The sequence below is a fragment of the Alkalicoccus chagannorensis DSM 18086 genome (assembly GCF_000429725.1).
Lineage (GTDB): Bacteria > Bacillota > Bacilli > Bacillales > Salisediminibacteriaceae > Alkalicoccus > Alkalicoccus chagannorensis.
This window is the reverse complement of record NZ_AUCK01000029.1, coordinates 22729-49428: the sequence shown is the minus strand read 5'-3', so window position 1 is coordinate 49428 and position 26700 is coordinate 22729. Positions and strand designations below refer to the sequence as shown.

The 26700-nt window shown below is 50.5% G+C and carries 23 protein-coding genes, 14 tRNA genes and 2 rRNA genes; 33 read left to right on the top strand and 6 right to left on the bottom strand.

Features of this window, described 5'->3' with window-relative positions; genetic code table 11:
- From G477_RS0113055 to G477_RS0112945, 22 genes are all read left to right on the top strand, one after another.
- Positions 1-278 (top strand): 23S ribosomal RNA (locus G477_RS0113055); the annotation flags it as partial.
- Between the two features lie 115 nt (positions 279-393).
- Positions 394-468: transfer RNA gene (locus G477_RS0113050), tRNA-Asn, on the top strand.
- 7 nt (positions 469-475) lie between these two features.
- Positions 476-568 (top strand) — tRNA-Ser (locus tag G477_RS0113045).
- 5 nt (positions 569-573) lie between these two features.
- Positions 574-648 (top strand) — tRNA-Glu (locus G477_RS0113040).
- 6 nt (positions 649-654) lie between these two features.
- Positions 655-771 (top strand): 5S ribosomal RNA (rrf, locus tag G477_RS0113035).
- Between the two features lie 8 nt (positions 772-779).
- Positions 780-855 (top strand) — tRNA-Val (locus tag G477_RS0113030).
- 10 nt (positions 856-865) lie between these two features.
- Positions 866-942, top strand: a tRNA-Met gene (locus G477_RS0113025).
- 10 nt (positions 943-952) lie between these two features.
- Positions 953-1028, top strand: a tRNA-Phe gene (locus tag G477_RS0113020).
- A gap of 4 nt (positions 1029-1032) precedes the next feature.
- Positions 1033-1108: transfer RNA gene (locus tag G477_RS0113015), tRNA-Thr, on the top strand.
- A 56-nt stretch (positions 1109-1164) separates the two neighbouring features.
- Positions 1165-1249: transfer RNA gene (locus G477_RS0113010), tRNA-Tyr, on the top strand.
- 14 nt (positions 1250-1263) lie between these two features.
- A tRNA-His gene (locus G477_RS0113005) sits at positions 1264-1339 on the top strand.
- An 11-nt stretch (positions 1340-1350) separates the two neighbouring features.
- Positions 1351-1425 (top strand) — tRNA-Gln (locus tag G477_RS0113000).
- 5 nt (positions 1426-1430) lie between these two features.
- A tRNA-Gly gene (locus G477_RS0112995) sits at positions 1431-1505 on the top strand.
- A gap of 6 nt (positions 1506-1511) precedes the next feature.
- Positions 1512-1585, top strand: a tRNA-Cys gene (locus tag G477_RS0112990).
- Between the two features lie 33 nt (positions 1586-1618).
- A tRNA-Leu gene (locus G477_RS0112985) sits at positions 1619-1708 on the top strand.
- Between the two features lie 14 nt (positions 1709-1722).
- Positions 1723-1807 (top strand) — tRNA-Leu (locus tag G477_RS0112980).
- A gap of 153 nt (positions 1808-1960) precedes the next feature.
- Entirely contained in the window at positions 1961-3130 is a 1170-nt protein-coding gene (gene queG / locus G477_RS0112975) for a tRNA epoxyqueuosine(34) reductase QueG (protein WP_342664187.1), read from the top strand.
- Positions 3108-3620 (top strand): methylated-DNA--[protein]-cysteine S-methyltransferase, encoded by a 513-nt coding sequence (locus tag G477_RS0112970; RefSeq protein ID WP_026698313.1) that lies wholly within the window; start codon positions 3108-3110, stop codon positions 3618-3620. Before queG ends, G477_RS0112970 begins: the two co-directional genes overlap by 23 nt.
- Before the next feature lie 48 nt (positions 3621-3668).
- The gene (locus G477_RS0112965) at positions 3669-4175 is read left to right on the top strand and encodes a hypothetical protein (protein WP_156897353.1); all 507 of its coding nucleotides are present in this window, start codon (positions 3669-3671) and stop codon (positions 4173-4175) included.
- Positions 4176-4190: 15 nt separating this feature from the next.
- Complete coding sequence (locus G477_RS0112960; RefSeq protein ID WP_026698311.1) at positions 4191-4685, top strand: tRNA (cytidine(34)-2'-O)-methyltransferase; 495 nt, start codon at positions 4191-4193, stop codon at positions 4683-4685.
- Positions 4686-5299: 614 nt separating this feature from the next.
- Positions 5300-5605: an antibiotic biosynthesis monooxygenase family protein gene (locus G477_RS0112950; RefSeq protein ID WP_026698310.1), complete on the top strand. Its 306-nt coding sequence runs from the start codon at positions 5300-5302 to the stop codon at positions 5603-5605.
- A gap of 288 nt (positions 5606-5893) precedes the next feature.
- A complete protein-coding gene (locus tag G477_RS0112945) occupies positions 5894-6451 on the top strand; it encodes a DUF5366 family protein (RefSeq protein WP_026698309.1) in 558 nt (185 codons plus the stop codon).
- A gap of 306 nt (positions 6452-6757) precedes the next feature.
- Here the strand turns inward: G477_RS0112945 and G477_RS0112940 are convergent, their stop codons facing one another.
- Positions 6758-8629, bottom strand: a complete 1872-nt coding sequence (locus G477_RS0112940) for a transglycosylase domain-containing protein (protein ID WP_026698308.1) — start codon at positions 8627-8629, stop codon at positions 6758-6760.
- Between the two features lie 132 nt (positions 8630-8761).
- On the opposite strand from G477_RS0112940, the gene lepB reads away from it, so the two are divergent.
- Positions 8762-9349 (top strand): signal peptidase I, encoded by a 588-nt coding sequence (gene lepB / locus G477_RS0112935; RefSeq protein WP_051288018.1) that lies wholly within the window; start codon positions 8762-8764, stop codon positions 9347-9349.
- Between the two features lie 327 nt (positions 9350-9676).
- Here the strand turns inward: lepB and G477_RS0112930 are convergent, their stop codons facing one another.
- Both G477_RS0112930 and G477_RS0112925 read right to left on the bottom strand, forming a co-directional pair.
- Entirely contained in the window at positions 9677-11185 is a 1509-nt protein-coding gene (locus tag G477_RS0112930; RefSeq protein WP_026698306.1) for a BCCT family transporter, read from the bottom strand.
- Between the two features lie 127 nt (positions 11186-11312).
- Entirely contained in the window at positions 11313-12044 is a 732-nt protein-coding gene (locus G477_RS0112925; protein ID WP_245575519.1) for a UTRA domain-containing protein, read from the bottom strand.
- Between the two features lie 125 nt (positions 12045-12169).
- Between G477_RS0112925 and G477_RS0112920 the strand changes: the two genes are divergently transcribed.
- From G477_RS0112920 to G477_RS21565, 3 genes are all read left to right on the top strand, one after another.
- A complete protein-coding gene (locus G477_RS0112920) occupies positions 12170-13495 on the top strand; it encodes a 6-phospho-alpha-glucosidase (protein ID WP_026698304.1) in 1326 nt (441 codons plus the stop codon).
- Positions 13496-13642: 147 nt separating this feature from the next.
- Positions 13643-15226, top strand: a complete 1584-nt coding sequence (locus G477_RS0112915; protein ID WP_026698303.1) for a PTS transporter subunit EIIC — start codon at positions 13643-13645, stop codon at positions 15224-15226.
- Positions 15227-15354: 128 nt separating this feature from the next.
- Complete coding sequence (locus tag G477_RS21565) at positions 15355-16023, top strand: peptidoglycan recognition protein family protein (RefSeq protein ID WP_051288016.1); 669 nt, start codon at positions 15355-15357, stop codon at positions 16021-16023.
- Between the two features lie 546 nt (positions 16024-16569).
- On the opposite strand, the gene G477_RS19630 is transcribed toward G477_RS21565, so the two are convergent.
- Positions 16570-16821 (bottom strand): hypothetical protein, encoded by a 252-nt coding sequence (locus G477_RS19630; RefSeq protein ID WP_051288014.1) that lies wholly within the window; start codon positions 16819-16821, stop codon positions 16570-16572.
- A gap of 202 nt (positions 16822-17023) precedes the next feature.
- Positions 17024-17671: an SDR family oxidoreductase gene (locus tag G477_RS0112890; protein ID WP_026698301.1), complete on the bottom strand. Its 648-nt coding sequence runs from the start codon at positions 17669-17671 to the stop codon at positions 17024-17026.
- Positions 17672-17789: 118 nt separating this feature from the next.
- Here G477_RS0112890 and G477_RS0112885 point away from each other — a divergent pair, with 118 nt between their 5' ends.
- The 3 genes from G477_RS0112885 (at position 17790) to eutH (ending at position 20639) form a co-directional block, all read left to right on the top strand.
- Positions 17790-18668 carry a DUF1028 domain-containing protein gene (locus tag G477_RS0112885; protein ID WP_026698300.1) on the top strand — a complete coding sequence of 293 codons (879 nt, stop codon included), beginning with the start codon at positions 17790-17792 and terminating at the stop codon, positions 18666-18668.
- Positions 18669-18974: 306 nt separating this feature from the next.
- A complete protein-coding gene (locus G477_RS20590; RefSeq protein WP_051288012.1) occupies positions 18975-19394 on the top strand; it encodes a hypothetical protein in 420 nt (139 codons plus the stop codon).
- A 168-nt stretch (positions 19395-19562) separates the two neighbouring features.
- On the top strand, positions 19563-20639 hold the full coding sequence (eutH, locus tag G477_RS0112870; protein ID WP_026698298.1) for an ethanolamine utilization protein EutH: 1077 nt from the start codon (positions 19563-19565) through the stop codon (positions 20637-20639).
- A gap of 239 nt (positions 20640-20878) precedes the next feature.
- On the opposite strand, the gene G477_RS0112865 is transcribed toward eutH, so the two are convergent.
- Positions 20879-21262, bottom strand: a complete 384-nt coding sequence (locus tag G477_RS0112865; protein WP_026698297.1) for a response regulator — start codon at positions 21260-21262, stop codon at positions 20879-20881.
- A gap of 418 nt (positions 21263-21680) precedes the next feature.
- Between G477_RS0112865 and G477_RS0112860 the strand changes: the two genes are divergently transcribed.
- The 4 genes from G477_RS0112860 (at position 21681) to G477_RS0112845 (ending at position 26657) form a co-directional block, all read left to right on the top strand.
- Entirely contained in the window at positions 21681-22934 is a 1254-nt protein-coding gene (locus G477_RS0112860) for a BMP family lipoprotein (RefSeq protein WP_026698296.1), read from the top strand.
- A 184-nt stretch (positions 22935-23118) separates the two neighbouring features.
- On the top strand, positions 23119-24633 hold the full coding sequence (locus G477_RS0112855; RefSeq protein WP_035212026.1) for an ATP-binding cassette domain-containing protein: 1515 nt from the start codon (positions 23119-23121) through the stop codon (positions 24631-24633).
- 5 nt (positions 24634-24638) lie between these two features.
- Entirely contained in the window at positions 24639-25691 is a 1053-nt protein-coding gene (locus G477_RS0112850) for an ABC transporter permease (RefSeq protein WP_035212025.1), read from the top strand.
- The gene (locus G477_RS0112845) at positions 25692-26657 is read left to right on the top strand and encodes an ABC transporter permease (RefSeq protein WP_026698293.1); all 966 of its coding nucleotides are present in this window, start codon (positions 25692-25694) and stop codon (positions 26655-26657) included.
- Positions 26658-26700 lie beyond the last annotated feature (43 nt).

Below are 26700 nucleotides of genomic sequence, written 5' to 3'. Positions count from 1 at the left end.
CGGGCGCAGGAAATTTGAGAGGAGCTGTCCTTAGTACGAGAGGACCGGGATGGACACACCGCTGGTGTACCAGTTGTTCCGCCAGGAGCATCGCTGGGTAGCTACGTGTGGACGGGATAAGTGCTGAAAGCATCTAAGCATGAAGCCCCCCTCAAGATGAGATTTCCCATCACGAAAGTGAGTAAGATCCCTCAGAGATGATGAGGTAGATAGGTCTCGTGTGGACGCGTGGCGACACGTGAAGCTGAGAGATACTAATCGATCGAGGACTTAACCAAGTGATTTTGGACGCGGAAGACTAAGACACCGATCATGCACGATTCGCAGCGCGTTATCCAGTTTTGAGAGGATAGATTTTACTTAGAAGGAACATAACCTCTTTACTTTTCCCGTTCCACCGTAGCTCAGTGGTAGAGCAATCGGCTGTTAACCGATGGGTCGTAGGTTCGAATCCTACCGGTGGAGCCATCAATCTGGAGAGCTGTCCGAGTGGCTTAAGGAGCACGATTGGAAATCGTGTGTGCGGTTTTATCCCGTACCGAGGGTTCGAATCCCTCGCTCTCCGCCAGATAAGGCCCGTTGGTCAAGTGGTTAAGACACCGCCCTTTCACGGCGGTAACACGGGTTCGAATCCCGTACGGGTCACCAACAATATTCAGCAGCAACAGCGGAGAGGTCACACCCGTTCCCATGCCGAACACGGAAGTTAAGCTCTCCAGCGCCGATGATAGTTGGGGGCTCTCCCCCTGCGAAAGTAGGACGCTGCTGAATTTCTATATGGAGGATTAGCTCAGTTGGGAGAGCACCTGCCTTACAAGCAGGGGGTCGGCAGTTCGAGCCTGTCATCCTCCACCATTCATACCGCCGCGGGGTGGAGCAGTCTGGTAGCTCGTTGGGCTCATAACCCAAAGGTCGATGGTTCAAATCCATCCCCCGCAACCAATTACATAACGGCTCGGTAGCTCAGTCGGTAGAGCAACGGACTGAAAATCCGTGTGTCGGCGGTTCGATTCCGTCCCGAGCCACCACTATGCTGGCCTAGCTCAATTGGTAGAGCAACTGACTTGTAATCAGTAGGTTGGGGGTTCAAGTCCTCTGGCCAGCACCATTTTATCTTTTGCTCCATACAAGCAGTACAAAGGTAAAATAACGGATTAGACGCGTGGAGGGGTAGCGAAGTTGGCCAAACGCGGCGGACTGTAAATCCGCTCCTTCGGGTTCGGGAGTTCGAATCTCTCCCCCTCCACCATTCCACTCATCCTGGCGGTTGTGGCGAAGTGGTTAACGCACCGGATTGTGATTCCGGCATTCGTGGGTTCGATTCCCATCAGCCGCCCCATCTTATATAATAGGGCTATAGCCAAGCGGTAAGGCATCGGATTTTGATTCCGTGACTCGCAGGTTCGAATCCTGCTAGCCCTGCCATTCCTGCGGGAATAGCTCAGTGGTAGAGCACCACCTTGCCAAGGTGGGGGTCGCGGGTTCGAATCCCGTTTCCCGCTCCATGTTGAGGCGGCATAGCCAAGTGGTAAGGCAGAGGTCTGCAAAACCTCCATCACCGGTTCGAATCCGGTTGTCGCCTCCATACATATTTGATGCGTTACATGGGAGAGTCCCTGCCGGGGTGGTGGAATTGGCAGACACACAGGACTTAAAATCCTGCGGTAGGTATACTACCGTGCCGGTTCGAGTCCGGCCCTCGGCACCAACTTTATAAAACAGGGCGAAGTGGTGGAACTGGCATACACGCGGCACTCAAAATGCCGTGCCTTCGGGCTTGTGGGTTCGAATCCCACCTTCGCTACCAATAGTGTCTAAACACCGGTTTCCGGTGCTTTTTTTATTTTATCGACGGATTTGACATCCATTGACGGCGGGTGTAGACTTCTCCATGTACATTGTTGTCCGTGCCTGCAGTGATTTCCGAAGGGAAGATTACTGCTTTTTTTGGGAGGATATCGTGGAACACTTAAAAGAAGAAATCAAGCAATTTGCGGAAGACATTGGCATTGATAAAATCGGTTTCGCCAGTGCGGATCCGTTTTTGACATTAAAAGACCGGCTGCAGACGCAGCAGGAAAACGAATATGAGTCCGGGTTTGAAAAAGGGTCGATTGAGGAGAGAACAGAACCTGCTCTACTGCTCGGAGAGGCAAAGACGATTATCTCCATTGCGATTGCGTACCCATCGAAGCTGAAGGAATCCCCGCCTTCCAAAAAGGGTGCGAGACGCGGTGTTTTCTGCCGTGCCTCCTGGGGGGAAGATTACCATGATGTGCTCCGCAGGAAGCTTGCAGCGCTGGAAACGTTTCTTGCGGAAAAGATTCCGGGAGTCCGAACGAGATCGATGGTGGATACCGGGGAGCTGGCGGACCGCGCCGTAGCTGAACGTGCCGGCATCGGGTGGTCTGCTAAAAACTGTGCAATCATCACTCCCGAGTTTGGATCCTATGTATATTTAGGGGAAATGATTACATCTATCTCCCTCGAACCGGATGTCCCGCTGGAAGAACAGTGTGGAACGTGTACCAAATGCATCGATGCCTGTCCTACAGGAGCACTGGTGCAGGGGGGACAGCTGGACGCTGGAAGCTGTATCGCCTTTTTAACGCAGACAAAAACTTCCGTGCCGGAACGGTTTCGGAAGAAGATTGGAAACCGGGTGTACGGCTGTGATACGTGCCAGACGGTATGTCCGGAGAATAAAGGTATCGACGAACATCGTCACGAAGAGTTGGAGCCGGACCCAGAGAAAGTGAAGCCCCTGCTTGAACCGCTGCTGTTCCTTTCCAATAGAGAATTTAAACGGCTTTATGGCACTATGGCAGGCTCTTGGAGAGGGAAAAAACCGATTCAACGGAACGCGGTCATGGCCTTGGGCACGCTGAAAGAACAGTCTGCTGTTCCTTCCCTGATCAAGGTGCTTCATGATGATCCCCGGCCGGTCCTTCGGGGGGCCGCGGCATGGTCACTCAGCATGCTGGAGTATACAGAAGCCTCCGGCGCTGCTCTGCCGCGGGCGCTGACGGAAGAAACGGATCCTGAAACCTCCGAAGAAATAACAGCAGCCTGTGAGAGATTAAATATACGCCTGGAGGAAAATAATCATGATACACCTCTTCGCCCGTGAACTGGACATGGAGACGGGACCGATCACTATCGCTGCCACTGATCAAGGAATCGTCCGCGCGGCCTATAGCGATATTGCCTCGTGGAAGCAGTCTCTTCGTTACGAAAAATACGAGGTGCTGGAAGAATCCCATCCTTATTTAACGCAGGCGGAACAAGAGCTGCAGGAATACTTCCGTGGAACGAGAAGGTCCTTTGAGACTCCTCTGCCTCTGAAGGGGACGACGTTTCAAAAGCTCGTCTGGAACCAGCTTCAATTAATCCCATATGGTGAGCTCCGATCTTATAAAGAGATTGCCGCTGCCATGGGGGTGCCGAAAGCCGTCCGAGCTGTCGGAGGTGCCAATAACAAAAACCCAGTACCGATTCTCGTCCCGTGTCATCGTGTCGTCGGAGCAAATGGCTCGCTGGTCGGTTATGCCGGCGGACTTGATATAAAAGAGAGGCTCATTCGTCTCGAGGCAGAGCATGTGTCGAGCGTTTCCATGTAAAAGCAGGAAAACGAGAGGGGGAAGAACAGCGGAAAGGCTGTGTAAATGATGATGAAGTACTTAATTGTAGGCATCCTGCTTCTGCTCGGCGGCTGCGCTGCCAGTGAAGCTTCTTTTGCAGAAGCGGATCGTGCGACTCCCTTTCGTGTAATAGCCCCGGAAGAACTGCCGGGAGAGTGGAAACTTAATGAATTTATCGAAGAAGAAAGTCTCGTTATTGCAGAATTCAGTCTGGAGAGCAGAGGGCATCTGGAGCTCATACAGGATCCATATATTCAAGGCCTGGATGATGATCTGCTCCGTCGTTATCTGACCGGTGCAGAACAGCTCTATCCATCTGCTCTGCCGGAAAATGAAGACATTATGCGTATTGATGATTTTGTCGGTGTCTGGAGTATGCTTGATACGGAAACCACGCAGTTCACGTTTGTCAGGCTGAATGACCTTTATGAATACACGCCGAAACAGATGCCCCGGTATCAAATCATCGGCAGTGATATTGAGGAAGAGGAAATCAAACATTTCATCAAACAGCTGGGCACCATCTCCAGCTGAAGAAAGGACGAGCTGATGTCTGTACATATCGTATTACATGAACCGGAAATACCCGCGAATACAGGAAATATTGCGCGGACGTGTGCGGGAACCAACAGTCATCTGCACCTTATTCATCCTCTCGGCTTTTCGACAGAGGACCGCATGTTAAAAAGAGCCGGATGTGATTACTGGCCGAAAGTAAACGTGCATTATCATGACAATTTTGCTTCCCTTGCTGCGGCATGGCCGGAGGCCCGGTTTTATTTTGTTGAAACAACAGGAGGCTCTTCTTACACGGAATGGGACTTTTCCGACACGGAGGAAGCATATTTTTTTGTATTCGGAAAGGAAACGACGGGACTCCCGGAAGAACTGCTGCAGGCATATTCGTATCCTTGTTTGTACCTTCCTCAGACAAGCCATGTACGATCGCTCAATCTGTCGAATGCGGCAGCGGTTCTCGTCTATGAGGCGATGCGGCAGCAGCACTTTCACCCTCTTGATCTCAAGGAGCCGCAGCAGCCTTAGCGGCCCATTATGGTAGTCCGCTTATCAAAGAAAAACGCTTAGATCCCGGAAGGATCTAAGCGTTTTTTAAAAGTATAAGCATGTATAAGTTTTCATACAGGGGAACGGCGCAGCCGGCTGCTCGGGAAGCATGAAGAACCCATGCATCCCTCTAAGAACCTGCAGCGATGCCGCACACCGTTCCGAACAAAAGGCGCTCTGCGCTTTTGTTCGAGTAAGCTTGTCTCTGTTTGTATTAAAAAGAGGTCGTTGGTCCTCCCGCTTCTCGAGGATAGCCGGAGTTTCGTTCTCCACTGAAGTTCCTGCAGCAGCTGCACTCTTTACAAACAACAAAAGGCGCACTGCGCCTTTGACTGGGGATTGTTTAGTTTTTATTCGCTTTTGCATCGTATCCTGCCGTCAAGATCGACACGAGAAATACGAGACATACACCCAGAATGAGGATCAAGTCCATCTCATCCGCCTCCTTATCAGCTGTCTACTTGTAATATACCATGAACGAGGTAGGAAGAAAAGTATCGATGCTGGATCCTTGTTGACGATATTGCGAAGGGATATAATGAAGGCGAGTGAAACGAATACTGCGTCCTGTTAAGGATGATGGAGGGGTCTTAATGTACGTTGTCATGAACCGGCTTCACGTTCCACCTGAAGGCAGAGAGAATGTAGCTTCTCGTTTCTCCGAGAGTGCTGAAAAGATGAGAGAGGTACCCGGATGCCTCGATTTCATGTTTCTTCATCCTGAAGAAGAAGAAAATCATCCGGTCGTTTTAACGAAATGGGAAAGCAGAGAAGATTACGAAAACTGGATTCACAGCGATGCTTTCAAGAAGGCGCACAAGCCGAGAAGAGAAAATCTGGATACAAGCCCGACACAGAGCAATAAGATCTTTGAGTACGAAGCAAAACATCATTTGTAGCAGCAGGCACGCGGAAACAGATGCATCCCGTCAGCCACCCGTTCTCCATTATCCATACGGAGAGGGTGCTGACGGCTTTTTACTGCGCAGGAAATGGCACAGCAGAATGAAGGCGGCTTTGCGCTGTTGTTCTTACCAAGTGTAGATACGCTTTCATAAAAGCCAGATGGCGGCTGTCTGTCGGTGTCTATAGACACGGGCGTATTCCTTCTTATTCAAGTTCCCCTGGAGTGCGCCATATCTGATATAATAAGGAAGATAAGTCTTGAAACACAGGAGCCGTGCCGGATGAGAAATGCGTACTTAACAAGTCATTTTCCACTAATATCAATCGTTTTCTTCAGTCTCGCCGCAGCAGTCTATCTGGAGTCCCTGATCATGTCCTATTTACGGGAACTAGGATTGTACAGCGGGATGGTCGAATTTTTCTCCGAACAGGGGATTACGATCACTATTGTGATCACGATCTGGCTCTTTTTCTTTATGCTGTTTGCAGCGCTGAAGCTTATTGCAGACACGGTCAATGAGCTTTCGCTGCTCTTTTTCTCTAAAGAAGAGGAAGGGGTGGATTACCGGATCGTAAAAAAAGGATCCTGGATTTTCCTCGCAGGCTCGATCGCATCGCTTCTGCTCAGCTTTGAAATACAGCTTGCCGCTGGCGCCTTTCTTCTCTCGTGTACGGTGTATTTCATCTATTTCGTATATCGAGTAAGCATGACGATGGGACCATTCCGATTGATGGGGTTGATTTTCTTCCATCTGTTTTTCTGGTCTGCGTTCTTCAGCGTTGTCGGATATATTCTACTACGCCTCTACACCAGTGTGGTTGCGAGTCTGCCAATCTAGTGAAAATCCAGAACACCGCTGCTGTCAGCGAAGACTCCAGAGGAAGCCTCGGTTTTACGAGGAACAGCTCTGTTTATGTCCCGACACCTGCATGAACTTGATAACCCCCGCGGCAGAAGGAGCCGCGGGGGTTTTGTTCGCGTGATAACATGATAGAAGTAATGTCGAGGGAAGCAGCGATGGCTGCCGCAAGACACCATCTTGTTTGTTCGTTTCTACAGTACGGCGTGCCTGAATAAAAGCTGCGGCGGAACGCTGACGCCCAAAAGGAGTCGAACCTCGGGCTGCTGTCTTTGAACAGCGCCGCTATTGAGGAAGCTGTTCCATGATCGAGCGCCATAATCCTGTATGCGCATTTGCTTCGCTCATAGAAACGATGCTTTCCCTTTGATCTCGCCCCATCCAGAGGCCGGTCGTATAGGTGCTGCTGCTGCCGACAAACCAAAGGTCGTGGTAATCATTTGTCGTCCCTGTTTTCCCGCCGAGGTATCCTTCGTGGGCATAGAATGCCTCGGTACCCGTTCCATCTTCAACTACCCGTCTCAGCATGGCGCGGAGGGATTGATTTGTTTCGGTTTCGAAAATGCGACGGGACCGGTCTTCCCATTCATAGAGAAGTTCTCCATGCTGATCAAACACCCCGCGTATCGCTCTCGGGAAGCGATAGACGCCGTCTGCAGCGAAGATGGAATAAGCCTGGGTCAGCTCACGGACGCTGACGCCCTCACTCAGTCCGCCCAGAGCAGCAGGGAGATGTTCATCCCCCTCTTGGATCCGGGAGAATTCCAGACGGTTCAAATAGCTGAAGCCGGTGCTTATACCGATATCATGAAGCATACGTACCGCCGCGGTGTTGTATGAATTTTTCAATGCTTCCTGGACGGTGACGTGACCGTAAACGCCTCCTCCGAAGTTGCGGGGCGTGTATCCATTGTAAGAAAATGGACCAGCATTAATCACAGACCCGGCATGAATATTTGGCTGTTCCTCCAGGTAAGGCCCAAAGGAAAGGAGCGGCTTTAGTGCGGACCCTGGCTGACGGAAACTTTGAAATCCCCGGTGAAAGTCGAATTTATCATAGCCGACGCCTCCGGTAATCGCGGTAATCTCTGCCGCACTGTGATCAACGACAGCAGCTGCTGCCTGCACTCCTGTGTTCCCGAGCCTGCTGTTGATCTGCTGGACGACATGGTCCTGCTGCTGCGGATGCATGGCAGTCTCGATAGTCACACCGCTCTGAAGCACCTGCTCAATCCTATCTGCCAGAGCTTCCCGTATCACACTGCGTTCTGCTTCTTCAGCAGATTCCAGCCGACGGTTGAACCCCTCTTCTTCCGCGATCAGCTCTTCCAGTTCGTGATACACATAAGTAACATAATCCGGAGCGTTATCTGTTCGTTCCCGCAGGTTCAGTTCAATGCTTTCCGCTTCAGCCGCCGCTGCTTCCTCCTCGGAAATATGTCCTTCTGCGAGCATCCGCTGCAGCATCGTCTGCTGTCTTTCTTTTAGAGCTTCAGGGTGTTCGAGCGGGTTGTACCGTGATGGGCTGTTCGGGATGCCTCCAATATAGCTGAGCTCTCCGAGAGACAGCTCGCTCGTCGTTTTATCAAAATAAAAGCTGGCTGCCGCTTCGATCCCATAAACACCGTTGGCAAAATAGATGGAATTCAGATACAGCTCAAAAATCTCTTCTTTCGTCATTTCCTGCTCCATTTGGTAGGCATGAAGGAGCTCCGATAATTTTCTTTCGTATGTCTGTTCATGCGACAGGTACAAGTTGCGTGCTACCTGTTGTGTGATGGTACTGCCGCCCTCATCGATATCACCCGCCTGAAGGTTGACCATAAGTGCGCGTGCAATCCCGTTGGCATCAAAGCCTTGATGTGCATAAAATTTCCGGTCCTCCACGGCAAGGAACATGTCTTTTACAATCCCCGGTATTTCTGCGTATGGAAGAAAAATACGGTTCTCAGCGGAGTACACATCCGATACGACGGTACCGCTGCGGTCGAGAATTCTACTATTGGCAGCAAGCAGGACATCGTCAAACTCGATGCGTTCAGACAGTACCCGGTCAATCGGCTCCGCCTGGATCACTTCACGCGAGAGCTGCTGGTACATCGCTGCAAAAATAAGGATAAATATAAGTACTGCTGTAAATCCGGTAAATAACCGCACAGAGCATCCTTCTTTCTCGTTAGCATTGTATTTATTGTACCTTGTAAATGAAGGAAGCGAAAGCCTGATAATACCAGTTTAGCCTCTGGCAGTCAGGGTAAATAATAGGAAGAGGTTTGCGGGAGGAGGGGCATGATGCTGGACTACGACAATCAAGAGCAGAACAGGCGCCCGTTCTGGCTGCGGGCTTTGTGGAAAGTCACGAAAACGGCTTCTGTTGTGCTGATTTTATCGTTTGTGATCCGAGAATTTATGTTCACAAACTACATTGTATACGGTCAGTCGATGATGCCGACGATTCAGGATGGAGAGCGGATTATTGTAGATAAAATCGGCTATGAGATTGCAGAACCTGAACGTTTTGACCTCATCATCTTTCATGCGGACGAAGAGTCGGATTACATCAAACGAATCATTGGACTGCCGGGAGATGAGCTTTACTATGAGTCGGATACGCTGTATGTCAACGGAACAGAAGTAGAGGAGGAGTTTCTGGAGGAGCCGAGATCGGAAGCTAGTGCCGATGGTTTCACCGATGATTTCACCCTGCAGGATCTGACGGATGAACAGACGGTGCCGGAAGATCACGTCTTTGTTCTGGGGGACAATCGTCAGAACAGCATCGACAGCAGACAGATCGGATTTGTACAGCAGGAGGAGATCGTCGGCCGGGCGAACTTGACCTTCTGGCCTCCACAGAATATCCGCTTCATCAAATAAACGAAGCAGGATTTACAGAGGTTTTTTTAAGGGAGTCGACTCGATAGAGCGGGTCGGCTTATATTGTGTCCGACACTTTTCAAATGGCTCCTATGATTCTATTTGAATAGAAAAAACAAAAACGATATCTTTTCAGAAGGGAAGGGTTCGCCGGAGACGTTAGTAAGTTTATTTTAGAACCTTACAGGAGAGGCGTTTTCCCCGGCTCCTGCTTGCTTCGCTGATGTCGTTTCGTTTGGCTGATCATAAGAAAAGGCGTGGCTCTCGTTAGAGGGCCACGCCTTTTCCTGTTGACGGAAGTGTGATTCGATCGTCATTTTCTTCGGATTACTTTTTCTTCTTATTTGCTTCGTAATCCAAGATTCGTTTCTCGACGCGTAATTCTTTTAACAAGGATACGGTCATGAGTATCATGATCATCGAGAATGGCAAGGCTGCCATAATCATGGCGTTTTCCAGCCCCTGCAGTCCGCCGGTAAATAGAAGGATGGCGGAAGTGGAGGATAGCATTGCCCCCCAAATCAGCTTCACTGAGTTCGGCGGTGTCAGCGAGCCATTCGTCGTCTGCATACCGAGAATGTAGGTACCAGAGTCAGCTGATGTGATAAAGAACGTACAAATCAGCGTAATCGCGATCACGCTCATGACGGAACCGAGCGGATAGTTTGCGAATACGGCGAACAAGGCTTCTTCTGGAGCCAGCTCAGATATCGAGGCTGTCCCCTGCTGTTCGAGGAACATCGCAGAACCACCGAACATAGAGAACCAGAGAAAGCCAACGACGGAAGGAACAAGCGTGACGCCGAGAACGAATTCCCGTAGGGTTCTTCCTTTCGACACGCGGGCAATAAAGGACCCGACAAACGGTGCCCAGGACATCCACCATGCCCAGTAGAAAATCGTCCATCCGTCAATCCACGCGCGTTCATCTTCATCGAACGGAGCGATACGGAAGCTCATGCTCGGCAGCTGCTGAATGTAGGCACCAATCGTATTGGTGAACAAGTTCAAGTTGAACAAGGTCGGACCGAATACGAAAATGAAAAACAACAGAGCAGCGGCAAGGACCATGTTGACATTAGACAAGATTTTAATGCCGCGGTTCAGTCCGGTGTAGGCAGAAATCATAAAGAGAATCGTGACACCAACAATAATGAGAAATTGATTGAAAAAATTGTTGCCGATCCCGAGCATGAAATCCAGGCCGCCGTTAATTTGAACGGCACCGAACCCGAGTGTACCTGCAACACCGACAACCGTTGCGGTGACGGCAATAATATCCACCACATTGGCACCGGTTCCTTTCGAATACTTTCCGAGTACCGGCTGAAGTGTTCCGGAGATCAGCCCCGGCGCATTCTTACGGAACTTAAAGTACGCAAGGGACATTGCTACGACAGCGTAAATGGCCCATGCATGAATTCCCCAGTGGAAAAAGGAAAAACGCATGGCTTCCATGATGGCGTCGTCCGATCCTACATCCGCCGTAGGAGAATCCACCATGTAGTGCTGCGTCGGTTCTGCTGCACCCCAGAATACAAGGCCAATTCCCATACCGGCGCTAAAGAGCATGGCAAACCATGTCAGGTAGCTGTACTCCGGTTTGTCGTCAGGTTTACCGAGCTTAATTTTACCGTAGGGGCTAACGACAATATAGCCGCTGACAATAACGAAACCGGTAACGACGAGCAGGTAGTACCAACCCATGGTACTGGAGATAAAGCCAGTAGCAGCTCCAGTCCAAGCTTCAAATGTTTCGGGGAAAATCCCGCCGAATAAAATGAAGAAAAGCAGGATGCCAAGGGCTGTCCAGAAGACTATCGTTAGTTTTTTCAACAGGGTCACCTCTCCTAAAGTCCATTGAATTTGTTTTAAGTATGATTATTGTCTTGAACGAACCAGTAACCAACTATACTATACTCAAACAGGTATCTCAAGGGAGGGGAGGGATTAGTTTGGGAAATTACTGACGCTGATGCCTGCCTGCGAGAATCGTAAACTTGTATTCCTCGCTTTTGAAATAAGCTTCTGTATATTCAAAAACCGTATCATCGTGCAGCCTGGAGAACAGATGGACGGTAAGAATCGGCTTCTGCTCCTTCATCCCCAACAACTCCTGCATCTCCGGTTCGGGAAGAATTGGGATCACTTCCTGAAAACTTTCTTTAATCTTCATTCGGCGTACCTGTTCAATATAGGCGTATTTCGATCCCTCCATGATGTCATACGTCAGCTCTGGAAAAAGATCGAGGGGAAGATACGTTTCTTCCACAACGAGGGGCTGCTTGTCCACGAGGCGCTGCCGGCGGATAAAGAAGGCCCTCGAGTGCTCTTCCAGACCGAGGATCTGCCGGATTCTTTCATCAGGCACCAGAAGTTGAAAATCGAGTACTTTGTTGGTGGTTTCCTTATTTAACGCTTCCATCTCTTCTGTAAATCCCTGCAGGGCGAAAATATCGTGTTCAAATTTGTTTTCCTTTACATATGTACCGCTTCCCTGAATTTTATAGAGCAGCTCTTCCTGGACAAGCAGCTTGATCGCCTGCCGGATCGTTACCCGGCTCGCGCCGAACCGTTTGGAGAGCTGGGCTTCGGTCGGGACGGCTTCCCCTTCTTTCCAGATTCCTTTATTTATTTCCTCTTTCATTTCCGCGGCAATCTGCCGGTACCTTGGTGCAGCCGGGTCAGGCATCATGACAAGGACCCTCCTTTCAATTTTATTTTACTGAAGAAATGGACGGTTGACTAGGCGATTTATTTGTATTATATTTGTATCGTCTTATTAAATACAAATGAAATACAAATTACAGGAGGTCCACCATGAAAAAACAGCGTCTGGTTGTTGTCGGTGGCGGCAGCACCTATACCATCGGGATGATCATGAGTCTGATTGAAGAAAAAGCACATTTTCCACTGAAATCGATCACGTTTTACGATACGAGTGCTGAACGTCAGGAAAAGATCGCGAAAGCGGCAGAAGTCATCCTTAAAGACAAATACCCGGAGCTGGAATCTTTCCACTACACCACGGATAAAGAGGAGGCGTTCACAAATATGGATTTCGCCTTCGTCCAGATCCGGACAGGCGGGCTTGCGATGAGGGAGAAGGATGAACAGATTCCGCTCCGGCACGGGGTTGTAGGACAGGAAACCTGCGGACCCGGCGGCATGGCCTATGGACTTCGTTCCATCGGAGACATGATTGAGGTCGTCAATGACATCCGCCACTATGCTCCGGACGCCTGGATTTTGAATTATACGAATCCAGCAGCGATTGTGGCGGAGGCGCTGAGGAGAGAATTTCCGGAGGATACAAAAATCCTGAATATCTGCGACATGCCGGCAGCGATCATGGTGAGCTATGCCAAGATTTTAGGCAAAGAAATCTGGGATCTCGTTCCGGAGTATTTCGGGCTGAACCACTTCGGCTGGTTTACGGATATTTTTGATAAAGAAGGAAACCGCCTGACCGATGACATCAAGAATGCGATTACAAAGGAAGGGTTCCTTCCGGAAGATTCAGAAATCGTCAACGATCCTTCCTGGATCAAGACATTCAAACAAGTGGAGACAATGCTGCATGATTTCCCTGATTATCTACCGAACACGTACCTGCAGTACTATCTTTATCCAGGGGATATGACCGCGAAAGAAGATATCAGCAATACACGTGCCAGACAAGTCATCAACGGCCGGGAGAAGCGGGTACACGAGCTGAGTGACACCCTTACGGCCAACCAGACGACGGAAGGCGCGGATCTGGAAGTAGATATCCACGGATGCTACATGATTCGTGTGGCTGCGTCCCTTGCCTACAATACCCGCGACACTTTCATCGTTATTGTCGAAAACAACGGCATTATTTCGAATATGCCGTCCGATGCGATGGTCGAAGTCCCTGCGGCTCTGTCGAGTGACGGCCCGAAGCCATTTGCTGTAGGGGAGATTCCCCGGTTCAACAAAGGACTGATGGAAGGGCAGCTCGCGTTCGAGCAATTGGTCGTCGATGGTTATTACGAGAACAGCTACAACAAACTGCTGCAGGCCCTGACGCTGAACAGGACAGTTGTCGATGCGCCGACAGCGCGTGCCGTTCTGGATGATCTCATTGAAGCGAACGAAGGCTACTGGCCGGAGCTACGCTGATTTCCTGCACGAGCATGTACAGCTGCTGAGAGCACGTCCCGTTAGCGTTTGTCCAGGTCGTTACGCTGTTCGACAGCGGCGGCCATGGACACTCTTTTATCCTTTTTAAGGAAAACGCTTTATTAACAACACGAAGGAGGAACATCCATGTTTAGTTTTGCCAGTCTGCAGAAGTTTGGTAAATCGCTGATGGTGCCTGTGGCGCTGCTGCCAGCGGCCGGGATTCTGCTCGGGATCGGAGCAGCACTGACCGGACCGCTTGCCGACTACATCGCGTTTCTGCAGACCGACTTTTTTCAGGCAGTCGGTTCCAGCATGAGTACGATCGGATTAAGTATTTTTGACAACCTGCCTATCATTTTCGCCCTCGGAGTTGCCATCGGCTTATCCGGTGGGTCGGGTATTGCCGCGCTTGCCGCGCTTCTCGGGTACATTATCATGAACAACACGATTTCTCTTGCTCTCGGAATCACGCCTGAAATGGCAGAGGAATCCGGTGAATATGGAATGGCAGTCGGCATACCGACGCTGGAGACCGGCGTGCTCGGTGGTATTGTGGTCGGTCTGGTCGCTGTCTGGGTTCATAAAAAATTCAAGCGGTTTCAGCCACCGGAGGTACTAGGTTTCTTCGCCGGAGACCGGTCTGTCGGTATCGTGATGGTCTTTGTCTCTATCGGCCTGGCCTTTTTGGTCATGTTTGTCTGGCCTCCGATTCAAACCGGGATTGATGCAACCGCACAGGTAATTGCCTCCGATGCAACGAACCCGTTGTACATTGGTCTTTACGGTTTTCTGGAGCGTGTTCTAATTCCGACTGGACTTCATCATATCTGGTATGCTCCATTTCTCTGGTCCGGCCTCGGCGGGACGCAGGAAGTCGGCGGACAGCTCGTCCAGGGGGATCAGTATATCTTTCTCGCTCAAGTTGCCGAAGGCGTAGATGTCACGGCCGGCCGCTTCATGGCCGGGAAATTTCCTGTCATTATGTTTGGTCTTCTCGGCGCAGCACTGGCGATGTACCGTGCAGCTGATAAGAAAAATCGACCAGTAGTTAAGGGGATGCTCATTGCAGCAGCGGGTACTGCGTTTCTTACCGGGATTACAGAACCGATTGAATTCACATTCTTGTTTGTTGCGCCGCTGTTGTTTGTGATTCACTCGCTCCTGGCAGGGGTCAGCTTTGCTGTCGCGTTCATGCTCGATGTTAATTTAGGATGGGCCGGCGGCTCCGGTTTCATTGACTTCATCCTCGTCAATGCTCTTCCAGGCACCAACAATTGGTGGATGAACCTGGTCATGGGCGCCGTGTTCTTCGTGATCTATTACTACTTGTTCTCGTTTGTCATTAAAAAATGGGACATTGCCACGCCGGGCCGGGGAGGACAGGAAGCCAAGCTCTTTACCCGGGCAGATTATAATGAAAAGAAAGCAGAAGAGGGAGAGGAAGATGGAAAAGAAAAGCCGGCAGCTGCGAAAGGCAGCTACCAGGAAACAGCTGGCTATATTCTTCACGCCCTCGGAGGAGAAGAAAACATCGAATACGTAGATGCGTGCTTTACACGCCTGCGGGTAACCGTGAAAGAGCCTGAAGATATTGACGAGCCACAGCTCAAAGCGCTCGGAGCAGCAGGTGTCATGAAGTACAATAAAAATATCCAGGCGGTGTTCGGTGGGAAATCTGACTTGTATAAAAACGAAATCAACGATTTGATCGGCGAACGGGAGGATTAAAGAGTTCAGACTGCGTTCCCCGTCGAGGGCTGTCTGCACTGCGCAGAAAGCATGACTTCTGTTTGAAAGAAGAACACACCTCCCCTCTTACAGCGGCACGGCTGTACATCACAGGGGAGGTGTTATTCATGAAAATCAATAACATGATCGGACGTCTGCCGGTCGGAAAACGATTGTACCGCAAAACAACGAACGTACGGATGGTGACGCTCCACCACAGTGCAACGAAAAGAGGAAATGCTGCCGCATTTGCAGCTTACCATGTGGACCACCTCGGCTGGCCGGGCATCGGCTATCATTACGTCATTCGCCGGGACGGGACCGTGGAAGTATGCTGGGACGACTGGACGATCAGTTATCACACGAAAAACCGGAATACCGGAAACATCGGCATCTGTCTTGTCGGAAGCGGCAGCTTCACGGTCTCCCAAAAAGCGTCAGCCCTCGACCTGGCTGCTGAAAAGTGTGCCGTGCACCGTCTTTCTGAGCAGGCGTTTCAAGGACACAGGGATCACCCAGGTCAGCAGACGGCCTGTCCAGGCGTGCATGCACGCAGCTGGAGACGAGAACTCTTTCCAACACTTCGGAAGGGTGGATCCAATCTTCGAGTGCGCGCCCTCCAGGAGCGGCTGCTGCATGCAGGAAGCGTTTTGCCGTTGTATGGAGCCGACGGCGTGTTCGGAAAAGAAACCGAACAGGCCGTCCGGAGCTTTCAGCAACAGGCTTCAGCGGCAGTCGACGGAGTGGTCGGGAAAGAAACCTGGCCACTGTTGATCCGGGCGTCGATCCGCTTTTAATGTCTTTCTCCGTCAAAGTTCTCCACGGCAGGCGCTGTCTCGTGGACCGATCCACCCACTTCAGCGGGCGTACGTTCTTGATGAGTATGAAAAAATCCCTTCAGCCGGAACGACCAGGCCAATATAAAACCGGGGGAATCCGCAGGAAGAAGAAACGGACGCGGGGGACGATTGAAGCAGTACAGGGATTTCAGTTTCTGAATGCACATTTGCGTTTCACCAGCATGCCGGTAAAAAAGGAAAGAGGATCTGCAAATAAAACGCTTCCGACGATCCATTAAGGATTATCGGAAGCGTTTTTTCTTAGAGGCAAGGGATGTATGCGTTTTCATACAAGGAGACGGCGGCATCGTCCGCTGCGCGGGAAAACGAAGAACCTGTTCTTCGCTGGAAAGCCTGCAGCGACGAGGCACGCCGTTCCGATCAACAGGCGCTTTTTGCTTTTGTTCTCCTTATTTGTTGTTCCAGCTTGCTCTAAATTAACTGGCTGCCGTATCTAATTCAGCAGCGGGGGACTTTCTGCACGAGGAAGAGAGCCGCTTACGTTCAGCGCTGGTCTGATTTGGTCTGCCCGCCGCGTAACAGATTTACAACAAACGCAATCGAGCGGTATACCGCAAACAGCAGAATAACAGAAAGGAGTGAACCAGCCATATAACCAGCACTAAAGTTGGCAGGAGAGAACCATTCTTCGTTTCTGCCGACGACAATGCCGATTACAACAGCAATACCAATCAGCACAAACGTGATAATTGAATCGCGCCGCTGTTCGCTGGTCATATCTTTTAACATAGACATCCGTTATTTCCTCCTTCAAAATGCCTTTTCTTCATTATATAAAAAACAGGCGAAAAAAGAAATACATCCCCCTTCGTCGGTTCGTCGGCGAAGTCTTTCACAGCAGAAATGGAGAAACAGCGCATCGGACTGGATCCGTACGCTGTTCTGCCTGTCTATTATGCGTTCTTGCTTTCATTAACGTGAACCAGTGTTCACTTTATCAGCTAAATGTCTTCAATGCTTCACCAACGGGAGTAGAACCGTGATGGATTTCCAGGATCTGATGATAGGTTTCTTCCAGCACGAGTGCATTGACTGCTGCATTGGCCACATCTTCCCGGGCAATAGAACCGTCGAAGCTGTCCATCTTCTTTTGAATGGTCACCGTTCCCTGCGCCTCGTCATTAGAGAGGGGGCCGGGACGAAAAATGGTGTAGTTGAGACTGCTGTTGATGAGTGCTTCATCCGCATCGTGTTTTGCCTGGAAATAATGCTGGGCCTTCTCTGGAGCTTCGTTCGGTTTGTCAGCCATCATGGTGCTGATCATGATAAAGCGCTGCACTCCAGCTTTCTCTGCCTGTTCTACAGCACGAATGGCAGCATTTCTATCGATGATCTCCGTCTGCTCCTTTCCTGTATGGCCACCGGAACCGGCTGTGAAGATCACCGCATCGACTCCTTCCAGTGCATGCGAGAAATCCTGCTCCAGATCACCAAGCACGACTTCTTCGGCATGCAGGTCGTTCATTTTATCTTTTTGCTCTTCTTTCCTCACCATGGCTCTCACTTGGTGATCCCGGCTCAGGCCGAGCATCGTTACCATATGGCTGCCAATCTGACCGTTGGCGCCGATCACGAGTACTTTCATGGTCTCACTCCTTCTGTTTGTGATATCTGTCTCGTTCCCTTATGAAGCGCGTGTAAACATGAGCGTTGACGCTTTATTGTCAGAAGATTAAGATGGAATGCAGAAGGAGGTAGATCACATGAAAATGCAGCAGCCGAAAGTAGCGACGTTCTCCATCATCGGGCACGACCCGGCCACAGGAGAAACGGGAATCGCCGTCCAGTCCAAATTTCTGGGAGCGGGGGCAGTAGTCCCCTGGGCAGAAGCAGGAGCCGGCGCCGTAGCAACGCAATCCTACGCCGAGACCTCGTTTGGTCCAAGAGGGCTGCAGATGCTCAAAGAGGGCAGTGAGCCGCAAGCAGTAATAGAGGAGCTGATTGCGGACGATCCGGATGCGGCGCTCCGGCAGTTTGCCGTGATGAACAGCCAGGGGAAAACGGCTGTGTACACCGGGGAAGAATGCTATGAGTGGGCCGGTCACCGGGAAGGACGTTTCTGTACGGCGCAGGGGAACATTCTGACCGGCGGAGACACAGTTGATGCTATGGTGGAAACCTTCGAAGGCAGCCGTGCTCCGCTCGCAGAGAGATTGACTGCAGCACTGCAGGCGGCACAAGAGGCCGGTGGTGATGCAAGAGGGAAGCAGTCTGCTGCTCTGTTTGTTGTCCAGGAGAGCGGAGGCTACGGTGGATACAACGATAGGAAGTACGATCTCCGGGTCGATGATCATAAAGAGCCGATTGAGGAACTGAAGCGGTTATATGAGCTCCACAAGCTATATTTCAGCAAACCGGATCCTTCTTCTCTTCTTGAATTGAAAGGAGAAGTCCTCGATGAAGTCGAACTGCTTCTGATGAAGGACGGACTTCTAAAAGTGAAGCAGGATACGTGGAATAGGGAAACGCAGGAAGCTCTCCGTATGTATTTCATGAGAGAGAACTTTGAAGAACGCTGGCATGAGCGTAAAATCGATCCAGCGGTTCTCACGTATATGAGAGCAGATATCAATAATAAGTGACTGAAAACAACTTGCGTTTTTTTCCAGCCGTCGTATAATAAAAAAGAAAGGCTCTGATTGCGTGTTGCGATGAAAGGCCTTTGGCTTCCGCCTGCTGTGGAGAAAGCAGGCGGAAGCCCGAGCGGACGTCCACGATAGTTTCCCTGCTTTTTTTTTTCACAGTCGCTCCGGAAAACGCAACGGCAGCTGTTCTGCCAGAAAGCATTCCGTGCGAAAAACTGCCGGGCTGCAGCGGCGTCCGTAAGAAATATGAACGGAATTTTAATTACAAGGAATCTATAAGAAAAAGTAAAGGCGGAAAGCATAGTGAAAAAATGGTTGATGATACTAGTGGTCTCCTCCGTTCTCCTCGCTGGAGGAGGATGGGCAGCCTATCAATACGGAACATCATACGCAGCTGACAGGCTGATGGAAGGAACGTTCGGCGCAGAGCTGGAACAGGGGGCAGCCGAACTGAGAAACCACCCTGAATTCGGCAGGCTGATGGAAGCATGGGGAGAGGAAAATCACCCCGTAAAAGAAGAGCTGCCTGTACAGACGAGAGACGAGGCGGCCAAGCTCGTCCTCTCGAAATTCTCCGCCGGCGAAATTGCGGAAGCAGCCGGTCAATTGTCACGCGGCATCACGGCGGAGGAGCAGAAGGAACTGGAAGCGAAGGCGAAAGAGCGGTTGAGCGACGAAGAACTGGAAGCCCTTCTGTTTATTGGATTGGAAGAACTGGAGTAATAGGAATGATCTATCTTCATGCCGGCTGCATACGCTCGTGGATGGAAGGCTCTCTGTCATTAACGTGAGCCGTTTTTTCGGCGTCTTCTTTTAACCAGAAGGGGCGCAGCGGGAAAGCATCATCCACTGCTGGTGCAGCTAAGCTCACGTGCAGGAAGGAGGAGCAGGTTGGCTGATGTCATTATTTACATATTAACAGGCTGTTTCATTCTCGGTCTCGTCGACAAAGCGGCAGGAGACCGTTTCGGACTGGGAAGTGCTGTCGACGAGGGGTTTCAGACAATGGGACCGCTCGCTTTTGTCATGATCGGCATGATTTCCGCTGCTCCTGTTCTTGCAGAACTGATGCGGCCTTTTCTCGTTCCACTTTTTACGCTTCTGGGAGCGGATCCTTCCGTTTTTCCTGGAATGTTTTTAGCCGTCGACATGGGTGGTTATCCACTTGCTGCCGAGCTTGCTGAAACGGAGGAGGCTGCTCTTTTCTCCGGTATCATCCTTGCTACGATGCTCGGTCCCTTGTTTGTATTCACTGTTCCGGTGGCGCTCGGGTTTATTCACGGTAAGGATCTGCTGCTGTTTAACAAAGGTGTTCTGTACGGCCTGGTTCCTGTGCCTGCCGGAGCGCTGCTTGGAGGAGTAATGGCAGGGATGCCGCTTGCGTTTGTAATCAGACAGCTGATTCCGGTGCTGGTACTGACGGCGGTAGTTGTACTGCTGCTGCTGTTTTTCCCGCGGGTGGGGGTGAAGCTTTTTCAGGCCGCAGGAGCCGGCATTTTGATGTTGACGATGCTGCTGCTGGCTGCAACGGCGCTGCAGGAGATCACTCCACTGCAGCTGTCTGACGCCTTCACACCTTTTCCGGAGGTGATGGCGATTGTCGGATCGATCGTTCTTGTGCTTGCGGGAGCATTTCCAGCGGTCTCTCTCTTGAAGCGGCTTGCCGTGCCTTTGATTAACCGGTTGGGAGGAAAAGAGCCCGAAACGTGGATCGGCCTCAGTACGCAGCTGGCCCACTGCATTCCGGTATTTAAACGGTTCTCTGAATTGAGCCGGAAGGGGAAGGTAATGAACGCTGCTTTCGCAGTGAGCGGTGCGTTTGTTCTCGGAGGTCACCTCGGTTTTACCGCTGCGTTGGAACCCGGCATGGCTGTTCCCATGATGACAGCGAAAATCACTGCCGGTGCAGCGGCTGTCCTGCTTGTCTTTTTCCTGGAGAAAGAAGTGCCGGCCGGCGTATCAGAATGACCCACGATTCGTGCAGAGCGAAGGAATCACAGAAAGGCGGGAAGCCTCCGTCTCTGCCGCACGGAACGACTGGACGCGAGCATCGAGCCGGCGGCCCCGCCTCTGGCTGACCTCAGGCGATGGATCTCAACCAATTCCCCCGCTGGATACAGAAGACCCTCACCCAAAAAAGGGGAGGGTCTTCTGTATCGAACTTTTATCGCAGCTTTTTTAGTAATCAGCTCTGTGCGTTCGGTCGTTTACTGCAGCTGGACAGACTGGAAGCACGGTGCCTGATGGAGCACCTCCGTTGTTTTTTCTTGCTGCAGGGGTTTTTGGATAAACGTATCTGCCCCGAGGTGGAGAGCTCTGCGGAGATGCGATTTTTCTGAACAGGAAGAGGTCATAATAATATATGCGCTTCCCTTATGCGGGGCAATTTTTTTCAGGGCGGAGATGCCGTCCAGCTTTGGCATAATAATGTCCATAAACACGACATCAGGATGTTCCTGCTTAAACAGCGCGGCAGCCTCGTACCCGTCGGAAGCTTCCAGCACACGCTGGAAGCCGGCTTCGTGCAGGAAGTGCCTCATATCTTTACGGAATAATGGAGAATCATCGCATATCATTGCGGTTCGTTTCATCCAGACTCCCTCCTAATAAACACGGTTACTATAATTCATTATTTTAACATGCAGAGGAACGCCAAAAAGCCTCTTCACGAAATATTCAGAAATTGGTGCGTGGGTCCTATGTGAACATAAAAAGCTGCCAGACCCGGTTTGCGAGGACTTATTTTCAATGCCGTGTGAAAAAAAGTCCAAAAAGCTATTTATTCTTTGATAAGGACATGGTATATTGAAGGCAAGTCAAGAAAACGCTGTCAAAATGACATCTTAAAAGAGGTCAGACATCAAACGAGTGAAATAGTTATTGTTTGAAGGCGTTTTTAAGATTATAATTTTATTCGTTGTATGGCATAATGGTGTCAGAGTTCTTATGTCCGCATACCTATGTATACATAAGAGCCGGATAATTTTAATTTACTAGGGGGATGTTCACATGAAAAGAAGTCAAAAAGTTCTTTTGTCATCGGTAATTACAGCAGGGGTGATGCTGGCTGCGTGTGGAGACAACAATGACAACACCACCAACATCAACAACAACGGTGCAGACAACAACGGCAATAACAACGCTGCTGACAATGTTGACAACAACGACAACATGGACAATGACGACGACATGAACAATGACATGAACAACGACGACAACAACATGAACAACAATAATGACAACAACGACGATAACAACGACGGCGGGGAAGCTTCCGGCGACGGCGAAGGATTTTCTTCTAAAATGGTTACGGACGTCGGCGGCGTTGACGACCGTTCCTTCAACGAATCCGCATGGGCAGGACTGACAGAATTCGGTGAAGACTATCCGGAAGCAGACGTAGACTACATCCAGTCCGGAGACGCGGCAGACTATCTTCCGAACCTGCAGCAGCTTGCACGTGAAGGCACGGACCTTACTTTTGCTATCGGCTTCCTGATGGCAGATGATATCCGCGATGTGGCGCAGCAGAATCCAGATCAAAACTTCGCAATCGTAGACGAAGTCGTAACAGACGACGACGGCAACCCGATTGATAACCTGGCTTCGATCACATTCGGTGAACACGAAGGCTCTTTCCTCGTCGGTGCGATTGCAGCACTGCAGAGTGAATCCGGCGAAGTTGGCTTCCTTGGCGGTGTGGAAAGCCCGCTGATCCAAAAGTTCGAATATGGATTTAAAGCCGGAGTCGAGTTCGTAGATCCGGATGTAGAAATCGTATCCCAGTACGCGCAGGACTTCAACGACGCTTCAACCGGGCAGAACATCGCGGATACGATGTATTCCGGCGGAGCGGATATCATTTATCACGCTGCGGGCGGAACGGGTAACGGCCTGTTCACAGAAGCGATTGACCGAAACGAAAGCGGAGAAGAAGTCTGGGCGATCGGTGTCGACCAGGATCAGGCACTCACAGAAGGTGAATGGTCTGAAGGCAACGTCATTCTGACATCCATGGTCAAGCGGGTGGACTCAGCAGTATACAACATTTCTGAAGAAACAATGAACGGTGAATTCCCAGGCGGGGAAACGGTAGAATTGGGTCTTGAAGACGATGGTGTCGGCATTGCTGAATCAGACGAGAACGTAACTGACGAAGCGCTGGATCTAGTTGAAGAGCTCGAGCAGATGATTCTGGACGGTGAAATCGACGTACCAGAAACTGAAGATGAATACGAGCAGTTCGACGAAACGATGGAGTAAGCCGGATTTGAGATAGAACAAACAAAGGCTAGTCTTGAACTAGCCTTTGTTTGTATCTCTATGCCCTTCTGTTCGACATATTACAACATCAATCGACACTAATTTGTTTGATATGTGTAGGTTAGTGCAGAAATGGGACATTAAAGAGGAGTTGTTAATTGTGGATCATGAGTACGTAATTGAGATGAATAATATCCGCAAAGAGTTCCCGGGCATCGTTGCGAATGATAATATCACGCTGCAGGTTAAACAAGGCGAAATTCATGCACTGCTGGGTGAGAACGGTGCCGGTAAATCTACATTAATGAACGTCTTGTTCGGTCTGTATCAGCCGGAAGCCGGACAGATCCGGGTCCGAGGAGAAGATGTCAGCATCACCGATCCGAACGTAGCAAACCGCCTCGGGATCGGCATGGTCCATCAGCATTTTATGCTGGTGCAGAACTTCACAGTAACGGAGAACATCATTCTCGGAAGTGAACCAACCGCGGGTGCAGGCACGATTAATTTAAAGAAGGCAGAAAAAGACGTCAAAGAGATTTCCGACCGATATGGCCTGCGAGTGGATCCGAAAGCGAAAATTGAAGATATTTCAGTAGGCATGCAGCAGCGTGCCGAAATTTTAAAAACACTCTACCGTGGTGCAGACATTCTGATTTTTGACGAGCCGACAGGGGCGTTAACGCCTCCGGAAATCAAAGAGCTGATCCAGATCATGAACAACTTGATTGGAGAAGGGAAGTCCATCATTCTTATTACACATAAGCTGAAGGAAATTCTGGAAGTTTGTGACCGCTGTACGGTCATCCGCCGGGGTGTTGGTATCGGTACTGTGGATGTGGCTGACTCCACGGAAACGAGCCTGGCTGAAATGATGGTCGGTCGGGAAGTCAGTTTTGAAGTAGAGAAAGAGCCGTACCAGCCGAAAGAAACGGTGCTCTCCATTAAAGATCTATACGTAGAGGATTCCCGTGGCGTCGATGCCGTCGAGGGGTTGAATCTCGACGTGCGCGAAGGGGAAATTGTCGGGGTAGCCGGGGTGGACGGAAACGGTCAGACAGAGCTGGTAGAGGCTCTTACCGGTCTGCGCCAGGCGAAAAAGGGAACGATCCATATCAGTGGGGAAAATACTACTTCCTTTAAGCCTCGCCGCGTCACACAAACGGGTGTCGGCCATATTCCGCAGGACCGACATAAGCATGGCCTGGTCCTTGATTTTACGATAGGAGAGAACATGCTCCTACAGACGTACTATGAGCATCCTTTCACGAAAAATGGAATCTTGAACTATAACACGATATACGAGAAGGCGAAAGAACTGATCGAGGAGTTTGACGTCCGGACGCCGCATGAGAAGACGATGGCGCGTGCGCTTTCCGGCGGAAATCAGCAGAAAGCGATCATCGCCCGGGAAGTGGACCGGTCCCCGAAACTCCTGATTGCGGCACAGCCGACAAGAGGGCTGGACGTAGGGGCTATCGAATTCATCCACAAAAAGCTGATTGAAGAGCGGGATAAAGGACGGGGGATTCTCCTCGTTTCGCTCGAGTTGGAAGAGGTACTGAACGTCAGTGACCGCATTGCCGTGATCTACGAAGGAGAAATCGTAGATATTGTAGAAGCTTCCGAAACGAACGAGCAGGAGCTCGGTCTTCTCATGGCCGGCGGTAAAAAGGAAGAAGGTGAACCAGCGACATGAGTGATATGATCAGAGGACGTTTAATGAACATCCTGATTCCGTTAATTGCGATTTTTCTTGCGTTTCTTGCCGGAGCGGTTATCATGCTCTTCAGCGGAAACGATCCTATACAGGGGTATGCAGCTCTGATTTCCGGAGTTGTCGGAGAACCATATGACTTCGGTGAAACATTAATGCGGATGACTCCACTCATTTTCTCCGGACTGGCGGTTGCTTTTGCATTCCGGACAGGCCTATTGAATATCGGGGTGGAGGGACAGCTGATTGTCGGCTGGTTCACATCGGTGTTTGTCGGCCTCATTATTGATGTACCGATGATTATCCACCTCCCGCTGGCGATTGCTGCCGGTGCTCTGGCCGGAGCGCTGTGGGGATTCGTACCGGGTATCCTGAAAGCCAAGTTTGAAGTACACGAAGTTATCGTCACGATCATGATGAACTATATTGCGATGCATGTCGTTAACTCCATCATCCGCGGGCAGCTGTTAGAGTCCGGACAGCGTACAGGATTCATCAATCCAAGTGCGTCCCTGGAATCGCAGTTCCTGTCAGAGCTGACGCAGTTCTCGCGCCTGCACTGGGGATTCTTCATTGCTATCGGTGCCTGTATTGTCATGTGGTTCATTTTATGGAAGACGAAGCGGGGATTTGAGCTCCGTTCGGTAGGTTATAACAAAAATGCTTCTTTGTATGCAGGCATGAACGTCAAAGGAAATATCGTTGCAAGTATGTCGATTTCCGGTGCATTCGCCGGCGTTGGTGGTGCGATGGTTGGTCTCGGTACATACCAGTACGCGAATATTCTTCCGTCCTTTACGAACATCGGCTTCGACGGTATTGCCGTTGCCCTGCTTGGAGCAAGTACGTCTCTTGGTATTTTCCTGGCTGCCTTCCTCTTTGGTGGTCTGCAGCAGGGGGCCAACATGATGCAGGCAGGTGCAGGAGTAGCACCTGAGCTTGTAGAAATTATCATTGCGCTGATTATCTTCTTCGTTGCCTCCGGCTATATTATCCGCTGGGCTCTTGGCCGTATGTTCAGCAAAAAGGAGGAGAAGTAAATGGATGTTGTTCTGCAGATACTATATATCATTGTCCCGGCAGGACTGATCGCCGCTACTCCTTTAATGCTGACAGCCATGGGTGGTTTGTTCAGTGAACGTTCGGGTGTCGTTAACATCGGGCTTGAAGGTTTGATGGTGATGGGGGCGTTCGGCGGGATTGTCGGCACGCTTATGTTCGAATCGTTCGGATTCGGTGCCTTGTCCCCATGGATGGGCATACTCTTTGCCGTTCTCATTTCCGCGATTTTCGCGTTATTCCATGCGGTCGCCTCGATCTCTTTCCGTGCGGACCAGATTGTCAGTGGTGTTGCGCTGAACTTCCTGGCCCTCGGGTTGACCGTCTTTATTGTCAGAGAGATTTTTGACAGAGGCCAGACCGATACCATCAATACACGTATTTTCCGTACGAATGTTCCATTGTTGAGTGATATACCGGTAATTGGAGACTTGTTCTTTTCCCGGATTTACGTCACCTCCTATATTGCTTTATTTATCATTGCAGTAGTTTGGTACGTCGTGTTCAAAACACCATTCGGTCTCCGGCTGCGTGCCGTCGGGGAGCATCCTATGGCTGCAGACACGATGGGGATCAAGGTGCAGCGTATGCGCTATATCGGCGTGATGCTCAGTGGTGCCTTCGCTGGTGCCGGCGGCTCCGTCTATGCTGTTACGATTGCCGGTAACTTTGCTTCCGGTACGATTGTCGGACAGGGATTCATGGCACTTGCTGCCTTGATATTCGGGAAATGGACCCCGTTCGGTGCAATGGGGGCAGCGATATTCTTCGGTTTCGCGATGGCATTAAGCACCTCGGCACAGCAGCTGCCGGGTCTGCAGAATATTCCGCAGGTATTCTTCCTGATTCTGCCGTATGTGCTTACCATTCTGGCCCTTGCCGGATTTGTTGGTAAAGCAGAGCCTCCAAAGGCTCTCAACCAGCCTTATACGAAGGGCAGCCGTTAATAAATCAAGCTTTTGCAGCTCCCAGCGCGTCAGAAGAACCTTC